The following is a 12,398-nucleotide window of genomic DNA, read 5'->3' as shown; positions in this document are numbered from 1 at the left end:
TTCGTTCATATCAGTTTAAGTGAAAACATTCACAATATCTTCATTCATTTCAATTTTCTTTAAATGTGCAACAATCTGGCCCCCTTGTAGAAGAAAACAAAGACTTAATCAACTAATCTTAACAAAGCCAGCTTCAATGCATATAAAAAAATTTTTCCCATTGATAAACAGCCTTTGCTCCCGATGAGTAAAGACTATTTTTGACGAGTTTCTTCTATTATAATTAAATACTTTTAAAGGTTTCCTTCAATTCTTTAACTAACTTATAAAACGTCGTCTTTTTCATGTCTAATTCCGGTTCAATAAATTTAGTCCTTATTTTGCCCCCGCTTCATTAACTACTTTATAGATTGTACTCCGCCCTTTAGCAATATCTGTAGCCCTTTCTCTGGCTGCAAATACTGCAATCATTCCAAACATAGCTTTTCCAATTGCCGTATTCGTATCTATGCTATCACTTAAAGAAACAAAAATCACCCCTCTTTTTTCCAGATTCTCATGGATTTCATCAAGCTGCTTTGTTGATCTGGCTAAACGGTCTAATTTGTAAATTACAAAAGTATCTCCTTGCTGTAATTGGTCTAAACCCTTTTTTAATACCTTCCGATCCTCTTTACCCCCGCTTTCCTTTTCAGAAAATAGCAATAAACGTGGTTTTTATCCACTACATATTTTTCTATTGCTGCAATTTGCATATCTAAATGCTGATCCTCTGTTGATACCCTTGCATATCCAATAATCATGACATTTTGTCTCCTTGGCTATACATTTCATAAAATTATTTTATGTACATAGTAAAGATGAGTTTATAGACGAATAAAATACCTTTTCTTTGTTGTTGTTGTTGTTTTTATTGTTTATCTAAAAGTGTTCATAAAACGAACGTTAAATAGCACATAAATTAGGATATTTTAAGTTCGTTATTAGCCATTAAGGCAACCCAGTCTATAAGGATTTTTGTATTTATACAAGAGTTAATATGATTTTTATATTTTTTAACCATTTAGTCGATTTCCTGTACGATAAGGAATCGCCTTTTTTATTTAGCTTACTATACTGATGCTCCCATTCGCTCAATAAGAAAGGTGACAACTTTTTAAAAATAGCCACTTCTAACAAAAATATTTTTTTAAATCATTCTACATCAAATTTTTTTACAACATAGTTCCCGTTTGAAAATTCATTGGTTAAAACCATTGTTACATTCTCAATTTTATTGTCACCCCTTAGTGCCTCAAGTTTAATAGTTATTTCATACGCCCAACCAGTTGCTTTAAAGGATGAATCATATTCTGCATCAGCAGGTAATTGCTTTGGAACAACTTTAGCAATTCTTTGATTTTGAAATTGGGTAAAACCACCATAGTTACTTTTAAGTGCAGTCACAATTGAATGGTGCAATAAACCTATAGTTACCTTTTCTAAATCATAAGCAAGCTTCGAAACGTTTGCTTTACAGACTGAAAATAAACAAGCGAAACAACTTTACCAAAATGCAGCACAACAGACTCAATCCATTATTAACACCTTAGAGCCACGCATTAATGAAATTCAAACGGAAGAGCCTCAATATAAGCAATAATGTCTAATTATGTTATCAGGTTGGCTTTATGGCGACCCTTTTGTTTACTGAACTCAATTTAAAACAACGTTTGTGTTTTATAAGAAATTATTTTCTATTTTAGACTGTTCATTAAATTTAAATCAAGAACATTTGTACCAATTACACCATTATTTGCTACGGTGATCCCTCTGGTATTAAATCCTTCAAAGCCACTATACGTTTTGGTTTGAATCTCTGCAATACCGTTTCCATTGATGTTAACGATTTGTAATACACCAACTACTGCTGGCATTGACCTCTCCTCCAAATTTATCTTTCGTCTAAACTATTCTGCAATCGTCCATCCAAAGGATTGGGCACTCTTCCTATTAAGGTTATGGTTAACATAAGATAATGGTTTTGTACTTTTGTTTAGTGAACATACCAATTAGTCAGAGAAAATTAGAAAATTAAAAAACCTGAAATTCAGCCAATTGGCCGTATTTCAGGTTTTTGATTTTAAAGCTTGTTTTAACGTATAAAATCAACGTTTGATGTTGAGTCCCCTATAAAAAAAAGGATTTACCTTTTTATGTCTCTAAATTAATTTCATTCCAAGTTTTATGATCATAATAAAGCTCGGTATGTGTTTCTAACACATCAGGAAAACATTGTGGACAGTATTTCTGTTTTAAACGAAAAAAATCGTTTGGTAATGATGAAAGTTGACTTTTCCAAAAATACCTACCACATGAAGAACATTTTTCCATACCCTTCAAAGCACACAGCTCCCCTTATCTTTTTTTACCTTTTTGTAAATTCCATCTATACTATGTTCCACTAAAGTCTTAGGACTAGGCTATTTTCTTATTTCTGTAGCTTAATGCTTTCTTATAAAGGGATAAAAGGCAGGATTTAGGAAGTAAAATCTAATCCATTTAGTCTGTTTAATTATCCGGTATTTATTATGTTTATATCTGCCACTTTGCCCAAGCCATTTTTCTATTGAGGAATACTTTATATTGTCATGAAAAAACCATCCATATTCCAAAGCCACCCCTAAAGGGTGGCTTTGTCTATAGCTTAACGATGCGACTGCTTAATGTTTTCACGCATAAAAAAAATAACCTTTGATCAATAAAATCAAAAGTTCAAAATCAGCTTAGTATTCTAGGCTAAGCTATTATAGTAAGTCTAACTTCATTTAATTAGACAACTTTTTATTATCATCTTCGAAATGTTACTCCAATTATTTACAGATTAAAGTAACACTTTGTTTTATAGAAATTAGATACATTGACATTTAGTTTACCTATTTGCCTAAGATAGGAGGAAGTAATTTTACACTTTAATATGCTTTTCCAGGCTTTTCTTCACCCTATTTGAAGGCGAAATTTGCTTTCTAACGCTTGAATCCGTGCTTCTAATTTTTGCCCTATAATTGATACTCTAGCATATCCATGTTTAATATCCTTTCACCCTTTACTTTTGAATCTAAGATATGACACCTTTCGATACCATGATAATACTGCATTCACAAATCGGCATCAAATCTTATAGGTTGTGACACCTGCACTTTGCTGACGGTATCCCAGAGAAAAACAATATATGTAGAATATGTTATAACGTACTAATTAGCCATTTTGAATGTAACTTATGTTTAAGAAGATAGCGATTGTGTCGCACAGATTTTTTGTGTTAGGAGTGAAGTAAAGACTTCTTGGAGGAATGCGACAGCTGTTGGATTAAAACGTTGATTGTGTCCCTCTTGGCTCATTAGTACACCCGTCGAAGCCTCTAACCGACTACATAGTTGCGTAAGCGATGTACTAGCGACTTCTTGGCTGAGCCAAACGCAAAGGGCGATAAGTTCATTTGCTTGATACTTACTAGATCGCTGCACAAAACCAACTTGTTTGGTGGTTTCTTGTAGGACTATTGGAGATAAAAATCGTTGTAATTCTTGTGCGAAAAGTGTCAGTTCACCGGAGATGATAGGATTCATAAAAAACACCATCCTTTCTCGTAAGCTTCTTACGATAAGCATAGCTTTTTTTCATTTTTGGGGTATTGATTTGCTCTAGCTTGATGGGCATGGGGTCCCACCAACAAAACGCGGAAAACGCACACTTAGCAAATTTCGACATAAATAAAGCCGATTTTTCCTACGCTAAGGAATCATCGGCTTTATTTCATTGGATAAGGGCATTAATACGTAGGTGGTGCTGGAATACCTCTTTTTTACTTTAACGAAACACCCAAAATTTTGGCCACAGTATTAAGATTATCTCTATTCACTTTGATGAGTTCTGCAATTTTTGAGTTGTTTTTACTCGTAACGGCATCTTGTAACTCATCGTATTTTGAGTGAATATCTTCCGCATAGGTTTCTCCTTTTTTGGCTTTTAATGGAGGAAGAATTGCGGCGTGAAACTCATCGTGAAGGTTACCTGCAAGAGTAGTAGCAGATGTATAATCTCCCTTATTTACATCTTGTTCGATGATTGTAAAGCCATTAAGTTCATCTTGGAATGCTTTCGTTAAAGACTGATTCCCCTGATTGCCCATTTTCATGCCTGGCATTGAGTTATCTTGGCTAGATTTTGAAGCACTGTTACTTTGTGTGGTATTTTTACTTTGAGAATTATTGTTTTGTGCTGTTCCACAACCAGCAAGACTAAGTGTCAAGGCTGCTCCAATTATTACAGTAATGATTTTTTCATTCATTTTTTTCTCTCCTTCTTTTTCTCAGCATTAAATTTACCCACATCCAGACCCCCGATATACTAAGCATAATCATGCAAATCGCTCCTAAATCGGTAAGCCAAACGAATGAAGTGTTTCCAGCGTTTCCAGAATGTAATGCAAAAATAAACTCTTGTAACTTCATAGCTGTATTTGAAGAATAACCGATTAGAGAACGGTGATTTAACAAAATCCCAGTTATAGCCATGAGTAAAACGATTAAAGAACCAACTAATCCAGCAGTGTGATGAATCATTTTTAAAATTTTATACATATACATCTCTTTCTTGTTTAATATCCCACTTCCTAATAGGTCACCACCGTAGGAAACTTAATAATCTTAAATTTACTTAAACTGTCCATTGAACGTATGACTCCTCCAATAAAGAACATATTTATTTATCCAATCCACTGTTTTACCTTTGGAATTCTTTTAATAACTAAATAATCCAGAGCCCAAACCACTAGAAGAGAAAGACCCACCAAAGGGAAGAAAAGCTAAGAACAAGGACAATCACAGCCACTCCTTTTAACATCTTAAAGTCCTCTGGCAATGCTGGAGCACCTAATTTCCCTTTTGGCCTTCGTTTCCACCACATTACGTATCCAGTAACAGCAATCATGATAATACCGAACATTAAGAATAGCATAAAAATCTGTGATAATAGCCCAAATTCGCCTTGATGAAATGCAATACCAAGTGAAACAATTTTCCCTAGTATTCCATAATCCTTCCAACCGAAATTAGCTAAAACCTTCCCGGTATATTGGTCAATGTGCAACGTTTGTTGAGTCCAGGGCATAGGCCGATTAGGATACACGTCAGCCGGGTCCAGATAAACCGTAAATACACCTGTTTTGTCTTTAGGAAATGCAATCTTATAATCGGAATCAACATGGTTATTTTTTACAATTTCAATAACATTCTCGACTGATAATGAAGGTACGCCATTTGTACTGGACTTTGGTACTGGCAAATTTTCAGCTGCCCAAGGAACATGGGCTACATCTTTTGTTGGTATTGTTGACTTAGGGAATGCAAAAGCCTCCCACGGTTGATCCCCAACGGGTCCATCTGAACCTGTAAACGCAACAAAACGATTGGCCATACCTCCCCAAACATCTGTCCACATTAATCCAGAAAATAATTGTATAACAATAAATAAAGAGAGCCAAAATGCAGTTACACTATGCATATCCCTCCAAAAAATCCGTTTCCCTAAACATTCTTATACGAGGGATTAACGTCCCAAAAAGAGATGTATTGTTACGAGGCCACCATAAATAAACACCGGTAATAATTAAAATAACAGACCAACAACCGGTTAATTCCACGAAACGGTTTCCAAGTGCTCCTTCCCAGAACTCACCGTTATGTAAATCTTTAACAAATGCCATAAAACGATCATCTTCATTTAGTTTTCCTACAATGTTACCATTGTATGGATTTACGTATACTGCAACGCTTTTTCCGTTATCCAGTATGTCAATCCCAGATGATCTGTTTACTCTGAAAGAAGGTGTAAAACTTTTTACTTCTGCATTCGGGTAATTTTCCCTGACGACATCAATTTGTTTTGTGGATGAAATCTTTTGTTACCCTTGTCTCACATAGTAAAGATCATGGTACATATAGTCTTCAATTTGTGGTTTAAACAGGTAAACTCCTCCTGTTATCGCCAAAAAGATTATTAACGGTGCGAAAAAAATCACAGCATAAAAAAGCCAACGCCAAACAGCTCTATATATTGTTGGGCTTTTGAAAGACCTAAATCTTTCGTTACATCTTCATGTTTCTCTTGACTAATTGAACCCATTTTTTAGTTTTCTCCCCTCTTGTTAAACTTGCTTTTTTTAATCGTATGAATGGCTCCCCCAAGTAAATGAATTTCTTGAACAGTTTTACAAATAAAAAATAGAAGGATAGAAATATTTATAATTTTTCAAAAGATCACTAGATTTTCTCTTTGATTAATAAGGAATAAACCACTTCCATATGATTTTAACCAATCGAAGCAATAAATCCCGCCATATAATAGAATGATAAATTCGTATTGTATAAAGGCTGTGAATTTATTACTTGCCTGCTTGCATCAGAACTACCTCTATATTGACCTACTGAAAAGGATGACCACTAGCTTAAATGACAGAAATAAGTAACGAATAGGACTATCTACTGTATAAACCTCATTATAATTATAGATAGAAAAGGAAACTCATTAATCCCTCTAACGAGTGATTTTGGCCGAAATTATAGAAAACTTTTGAACAAATGATAAAATATAGACATATTTTAAGTAGAAAATAGAAAAAGGTGAAACCTTGAAGTATAAACAAATTAAATGGCTTATTTTAATTCTTCCAACCGTTACGATTGGTTTATGGGAATATGCTAGACACACATTTCTTCTTCCTTATATTTCAATGGAAATGGGAAATTTACTTTCGCCTCTGTTGGTGTTTTTTGTAACGATTTTATTTTTATTGCGTTTATTTTCAATTTTAGAAAGAATTCAAGAAGAATTAAAATTAGAAAAGGCCAGGAAGGCAGCACTTATCGAGAGGGAAAAATTAGCTAGAGAGCTACATGATGGCATTGCTCAATCGTTATTTTTACTGTCAGTGAAGGTCAACAAGTTTGGAAGAAAGAATGAACTCGAAGATCATCCAGATTTCCAAAAAATTAAGCAAACGTTACAGCATGCTCATGACGATACTCGTCAAGCGATCACGAACTTAAAACATTCACCAAATATAGATTCATTTAGTTGGACCGAAACCATCCATCAGTATTTAACTGAGCTTAAGAATAATCATCTAATGAACGTTGATTTTCAATGGGAGATTGAAGAAAACAAGTTATCAATGAAAGAAAAAGTAGAAATGTTTGCATGTATAAAAGAAGTTGTGATGAATGTCATCAAACATGCCAAAACAAATAAAATTTGGATTCTCGCAAAAGAAATAGAAAATGGTTGGGTATGCCAAATTAAAGATAACGGAGTAGGATTTACCAATGAAGTGATTCAATCTAGTAAGGGATATGGACTGCAAATTATTAAGGATCGAGCACGAGATATGGACTGGGTATTTTCGATGATTCGAAATGATACAGAAACTGTTATTGAGTTTAAAAAGGAGAACAATTAGATGCAACCTATTCGAATATTAATTGTTGATGATCATCCTCATGCAAGAGAAGGGATTCGAGAAATTTTAGAAGAATATAAAGAGTTTCTCATCGTAGGAGAAGGAAAAAATGGGCTAGAAGCCATTAAGCTGACTGAAGAATTAATGCCAGATATTATTCTTATGGACATTCAAATGCCGATCATGGACGGCTTAGAAGCAACGAAGCTTATAAAATTAGAATTTCCTTATGTGAAAATTGTCATGATTACAGTATCAGATGATGTCACAAATTTATTTGATGCGTTAAAAAAAGGTGCTCAAGGCTATTTGTTGAAAAATATTAAATCTCATGAATGGTATGAATATTTAAGAGCGTTTGCTTTTGATGAAGTACCTATGTCAAAAGAAATTGCATTTCGAATTCTAAAAGAATTCCCTCAAAACAAAACGACCAATGAGAAAAAAACACCTCTGTCTACACGAGAAGTAGAAGTGCTTCAACTAGTGGCAAAAGGCTTATCAAATCGCGAAATTTCGGAGAACCTTTTTATTTCGGAGCATACGGTTAAAAGTCATCTTAAAAACATATTAAGTAAACTACATTTAGTTAATCGTGTGCAACTAACGAGTTATGCTTTTCAGCAAGGCTTAATGGAATAATAACCAAAAAACCTAGCAAATTTGGCCATAGTGATACTACTCAAAAAAAGGCCAGTTGTTTTACGAGACAAGTCTGTCTAAAATAATCTGAGTATAAAGAAGAGCAATCTCATCAGCATGTAGATGAAAGTAAAGATACGGTCGTTTTAGGCGTAATAGTTAAATGAACCATTGGGTTGTTGTTCCATATCCGCATTTTACAGGCTAGTAATATAGTTCAATTTTTGCAGTGATTCCAGCAGCCGCAGCAGCCTTTAAATTCAGCAGCAGGAGAAGGAATAAAAATAAGGATAGGATAACATATCCCCCTTATCATAGATTTTTCCCTCTTTTTTATAAAATGAGAAAAATCTGTTACCAAATTGTTCCTTACCATTAACTAGACTGTAAACAAGCTATGCTATATTAAATACGTCACTTACTATGTTTCTGTCCATTCCAAACAGCAAAGACATTTGTTTCCCTTATACCAAAAGCCCGGTCTGGAAAATCAGGATTCTTACAATCGCAGGTCCAAACTCCATCATCTTTATCAGAAGAATAATATCCCTTCGGTCTTTTCTAGAAACCTTATGGTAATATTCAAAACAAAAACGCGGTTTTAGAGAATTAGATTAATATTAAGGGATTTTGCGAGATGCGAAAGTCCCTTTTTCATTTTCTATAATCACACCAGTTAATTCTATAATTGGTTTATTCGAAGAAGGATTATAAGATTCTTTCTTTTAGTTAAGAAATTTTATCTGTTCGCATTTTGTAACTAATACAAAACAACAAAACTTGTTTTGCTCCCTTCTTTATTCAACCTGCCCCATTACTTGAATTAGAAAAGAGCATTACCATTGTTTAAGTAATGCACCCTGAAGCACTCCAAACGGAATTAGAGCGTTTACGTATGGAGAATGCGTACTTAAAAAAGTTGAATGCCTTAGTTCAAAACAAGGAAAAATCACCAAACAAGACACAGCGCAAGTAGTCTATGAACTAAGGCATGAATTTCCGGTGAAAGCACTTCTACTGCTCGCAGACATTCCGCGTAGCACGTATTATTTTTGGGTGAAAAACTTCGGTCGTCCCGATCCAGATGCAGAACTGAAAGTATTGATTCAAGCAATTTATGACGAACATGAAGGCCGTTATGGTTACCGTCGTATTCGTGATGAACTTAGAAATTGCGGAAACAAAGTTAACCACAAAAAAGTACAGCGTATCATGAAAGAACTAGGATTAAAATGTCTTGTCCGTATGAAAAAATATCGCTCTTACAAAGGAACAGTTGGTAAGATTGCTCCGAATATTTTAGAACGCAACTTTCAAGCAGAAAAACCAAATGAGAAATGGGTTACTGATATTACGGAGTTTAAATTATTTGGAGAGAAGCTATATTTATTTCCGGTGTTGGATTTATTTAATGGCGAAATCATTACGTATACAATTGGTTCAAGACCCACCTATTCACTTGTTTCAACGATGTTAGACTAAGCTTTTGAACGTTTAACAGAAGAGGATTCTCTTCTTATGCATTCTGATCAAGGCTGGCATTATCAAATGAAACAATACCGCCATGCCCTCAAGGAACGTGGCATTACCCAAAGTATGTCCCGTAAAGGGAACTGTTATGATAACGCCGTTATTGAAAATTTCTTTGGCATTATGAAATCGGAATTTCTTTATCTAAAAGAATTTGAAAGTGTGGAACACTTTAAGCAAGAACTAGAAAAATATATAGATTACTATAATCACAAACGAATCAAGGCAAAATTAAAAGGCATGAGCCCAGTACAATACCGAGCTCATACCCAACAAGCTGCCTAAGAATTAATCTGTCTAACTTTACGGGGTTACTTCAAAGAAATCGACTTTTTTTTATTCCTTCTTCATCAATCGCGCCCTTTAATGGAATAACTAAGTTATGTCTCAATCCTAAAATCACAAATTATTCTTCCACTAACGCCCCGTTAATTTAAGTTTAAAATTTCACACTCTCGACTCAACAAGTAGTCTCCACACATGCCCAGTCTCTTGCATGTTTCAAAGTTATATTGATAAATGCTGATAAGGCTGGAGAAATCCACTTGTTTTTGTGATAAACAACTTGAGAGAAAATCTGTTTGAAATCACCATCGCAGGGAAGAATCTTTAACCTTCCTTCTTGGATTTCATCCTCTACAGTCATTAAAGGTAAATAAGAAATACCAAGCCCACTCATTACACAACGCTTTATCGCCTCAATACTCCAAAGTTCCATCGTGTGGGAAGGTTCGATTCCTCTTTCTCGGAGGTATTCTTCAAATATTCTTCGATAGCTGCATTCTTTCTCGTTGGTAATTACACACTCGTTAATCTTTTGATTTTCGTAGCTTATATCTAAAATGTTTAGTGAACAGTCAGGGCTTCCAACAAGGACAATCGATTCGTCCAATAACGAATGGACGATTAAATCGGAATCCTGTAACTGTGGCAACATAACAAATGCAATATCTGCACTACCATTAAGAATTGCTTTCTTGTTATCTCCACAATTTGCGTTACTTAAACTGATGTTTACATGAGGAAACTTCTTTCTAAATTCCCTTAATATTGGCTCTAAACGATATACAGTTAAAGACTCAGGCGCAGCTATTTTTATCTCTCCCCGAACATCCTTCTCTTCGATTGCAATGTTTTCAATCTTACCATAGGTTTCTAATATCTCTTGAGTATAGTGTAATAACTTCTTACCAATATCAGTCAATATTACCTTTCTACCCATCCGATCAAACAGAGGTCCACCTAAATGTTCTTCAAGTGCCTGAATGTGTGAAGTCACCGTTGATTGGGTGTAACCTAAATATTCAGCTGCTTTTGTGAAACTACCCATTTCAATGACCTTTTTAAACGTAACAAAATGGCGTATTTCCATTATTTCACCAACTTTTATTTTACTCTTACATCTATAGTATCAAAAAAATCAATGGATAACTTCATAAATTTCAATTTTACTAATGATTAGTTACAAGTTAATGTTTAAGTAAGAATAGGGAAAAAAGGAGGAGTTATATGAAGACGATATTGGATGCACTTGGAATTAAAATCGTTGAAGTGTCAAATGAGAAGGTTATTGCAACGATGCCTGTTCATGATGCAACCAGACAACCCTTTGGACAGCTTCATGGAGGAGCTTCCGTGGTTTTAGCTGAAACTGTGGCAAGTGTAGGAGCATGGAATCTCTTGGATATGGAGAAAGAATATGCGGTTGGATTGGAGATTAACGCCAATCATATTCGTGGGAAGAGCGAAGGAACTGTGAAAGCTACTGGATTTCCAATCCATAAAGGGAAAACAACTATGGTATGGGATATCAAGATTACTGACAAGCAGAATGATAAGCTTATCTGTATTGCTAGATGTACAATGGCGGTCTTAAAAAAAGTTGAAGAAAAGCCCTAATTTTTGAATGCAGCCACCTTTATAAACACACTTGGAGGAGTTAATAAATGATTACGATTTATGATGATAGATATAAAGAAGAAGTCATTAATTTAATATTGCACGTACAGAATGTTGAATATGGTGTAGGGATTAGTGTAGAAGAACAACCAGACATTTTGGATATTCAATCAAACTATATAAACGACGGAGGAAACTTTTGGGTAGCGTTAAACGATAACGGTGAGGTTGTAGGCTCTATCGGTTTGCAAAAGAAAACGAACGAGGTTGCCGTATTAAAGAAATTTTTCGTTTATAAAGATTACCGTGGTAAAGAGTTTGGGATAGCAACAGGTTTATATAAAGCCTTGCTTGATTTTGCGAATAAACAAGGGTTTTCAAAGGTGGTTTTGGACACTCCATCCAAAGCCACTAGGTCACACAACTTTTACAAAAAGGTTGGATTTAAGGAAATTGCTAAAGAGGATTTAGCAATTAAATATGATTACCCTGATAGAGATTCACTTATTTTTGAATTAGACTTAAAGGATAATTAATACAAGCAATTGGGATTAAAAACGATAAAAAGTCCTCATCCTTTCTGAAGGTGAGGACTTTGCATGTATTTTAAAGGGTTATTAAAGTAAACTGTTTTCCTTCACAAAGTTGATCATAATACATTGGAATCACATACCGAACAATCAGTATCACAACCCTTAAGTTATGATACCTTTAACAAACGTTCCACCCAAAAGAAAAAACCGAATGTAACTTTTTATACTTTATGTTACATTCAGGTATTGTGGTTTGGTTCGGTACCCGTCTTATGAAGTCTTAAAATGTTTAATTGACGGCAGTTAAACCCATTCTCTAATACAAGCACTATCAGTGTCTTCACCGACATTTCACT

The 12,398-nt window shown here is 34.6% G+C and carries 12 protein-coding genes and 4 pseudogenes; 6 read left to right on the top strand and 10 right to left on the bottom strand.

Annotation, left to right across the window (positions count from 1 at the left end):
• Window positions 1-315 precede the first annotated feature (315 nt).
• From JN080_RS27565 to JN080_RS27555, 3 genes are all read right to left on the bottom strand, one after another.
• Complete coding sequence (locus JN080_RS27565; RefSeq protein WP_256239149.1) at window positions 316-645, bottom strand: recombinase family protein; 330 nt, start codon at window positions 643-645, stop codon at window positions 316-318.
• Window positions 594-743: a recombinase family protein gene (locus tag JN080_RS27560; RefSeq protein WP_256239148.1), complete on the bottom strand. Its 150-nt coding sequence runs from the start codon at window positions 741-743 to the stop codon at window positions 594-596. Before JN080_RS27560 ends, JN080_RS27565 begins: the two co-directional genes overlap by 52 nt.
• A gap of 391 nt (window positions 744-1,134) precedes the next feature.
• Window positions 1,135-1,401, bottom strand: coding sequence for a hypothetical protein (locus JN080_RS27555; protein ID WP_256239147.1), 267 nt, complete (start codon window positions 1,399-1,401; stop codon window positions 1,135-1,137).
• Between the two features lie 31 nt (window positions 1,402-1,432).
• Here JN080_RS27555 and JN080_RS27550 point away from each other — a divergent pair.
• Window positions 1,433-1,582 (top strand): annotated as a pseudogene (locus tag JN080_RS27550) (DUF1657 domain-containing protein); the annotation flags it as partial.
• A gap of 94 nt (window positions 1,583-1,676) precedes the next feature.
• Here the strand turns inward: JN080_RS27550 and JN080_RS27545 are convergent.
• The 6 genes and pseudogenes from JN080_RS27545 to JN080_RS27520 form a co-directional block, all read right to left on the bottom strand.
• A complete protein-coding gene (locus tag JN080_RS27545) occupies window positions 1,677-1,856 on the bottom strand; it encodes a spore germination protein (RefSeq protein WP_256239146.1) in 180 nt (59 codons plus the stop codon).
• A gap of 1,350 nt (window positions 1,857-3,206) precedes the next feature.
• Window positions 3,207-3,548, bottom strand: a pseudogene (locus JN080_RS27540) (IS4 family transposase); the annotation flags it as partial.
• Between the two features lie 236 nt (window positions 3,549-3,784).
• Entirely contained in the window at window positions 3,785-4,270 is a 486-nt protein-coding gene (locus JN080_RS27535; protein WP_256239145.1) for a hypothetical protein, read from the bottom strand.
• The gene (locus tag JN080_RS27530) at window positions 4,263-4,562 is read right to left on the bottom strand and encodes a PepSY domain-containing protein (RefSeq protein WP_256239144.1); all 300 of its coding nucleotides are present in this window, start codon (window positions 4,560-4,562) and stop codon (window positions 4,263-4,265) included. The genes JN080_RS27535 and JN080_RS27530 overlap by 8 nt, the downstream gene beginning before the upstream one ends.
• A gap of 190 nt (window positions 4,563-4,752) precedes the next feature.
• Window positions 4,753-5,484, bottom strand: coding sequence for a PepSY-associated TM helix domain-containing protein (locus JN080_RS27525; RefSeq protein WP_256239143.1), 732 nt, complete (start codon window positions 5,482-5,484; stop codon window positions 4,753-4,755).
• Window positions 5,477-6,001: pseudogene (locus tag JN080_RS27520) on the bottom strand (PepSY-associated TM helix domain-containing protein). Before JN080_RS27520 ends, JN080_RS27525 begins: the two are co-directional and overlap by 8 nt.
• A 609-nt stretch (window positions 6,002-6,610) precedes the next feature.
• Here JN080_RS27520 and JN080_RS27515 point away from each other — a divergent pair.
• The 3 genes and pseudogenes from JN080_RS27515 to JN080_RS27505 all read left to right on the top strand — a co-directional run.
• On the top strand, window positions 6,611-7,438 hold the full coding sequence (locus JN080_RS27515) for a sensor histidine kinase (protein ID WP_256239142.1): 828 nt from the start codon (window positions 6,611-6,613) through the stop codon (window positions 7,436-7,438).
• A complete protein-coding gene (locus JN080_RS27510) occupies window positions 7,439-8,080 on the top strand; it encodes a response regulator (RefSeq protein WP_256239141.1) in 642 nt (213 codons plus the stop codon).
• An 862-nt stretch (window positions 8,081-8,942) separates the two neighbouring features.
• Window positions 8,943-9,895: pseudogene (locus JN080_RS27505) on the top strand (IS3 family transposase); the annotation flags it as partial.
• A gap of 175 nt (window positions 9,896-10,070) precedes the next feature.
• On the opposite strand, the gene JN080_RS27500 reads toward JN080_RS27505, so the two are convergent.
• A complete protein-coding gene (locus tag JN080_RS27500) occupies window positions 10,071-10,982 on the bottom strand; it encodes a LysR family transcriptional regulator (protein WP_256239140.1) in 912 nt (303 codons plus the stop codon).
• Window positions 10,983-11,119: 137 nt separating this feature from the next.
• Here JN080_RS27500 and JN080_RS27495 point away from each other — a divergent pair, with 137 nt between their 5' ends.
• Together JN080_RS27495 and JN080_RS27490 are read left to right on the top strand one after the other, a co-directional pair.
• The gene (locus JN080_RS27495; RefSeq protein ID WP_256239139.1) at window positions 11,120-11,509 is read left to right on the top strand and encodes a hotdog fold thioesterase; all 390 of its coding nucleotides are present in this window, start codon (window positions 11,120-11,122) and stop codon (window positions 11,507-11,509) included.
• 47 nt (window positions 11,510-11,556) lie between these two features.
• Window positions 11,557-12,045 carry a GNAT family N-acetyltransferase gene (locus JN080_RS27490; protein ID WP_256239138.1) on the top strand — a complete coding sequence of 163 codons (489 nt, stop codon included), beginning with the start codon at window positions 11,557-11,559 and terminating at the stop codon, window positions 12,043-12,045.
• The last annotated feature ends 353 nt before the right edge of the window (window positions 12,046-12,398 follow it).

It is taken from the genome of Bacillus sp. EB600, assembly GCF_024494385.1.
Classification (GTDB): domain Bacteria; phylum Bacillota; class Bacilli; order Bacillales; family Cytobacillaceae; genus JAEVLT01.
This window is presented reverse-complemented; position numbering and strand designations above follow the sequence as displayed.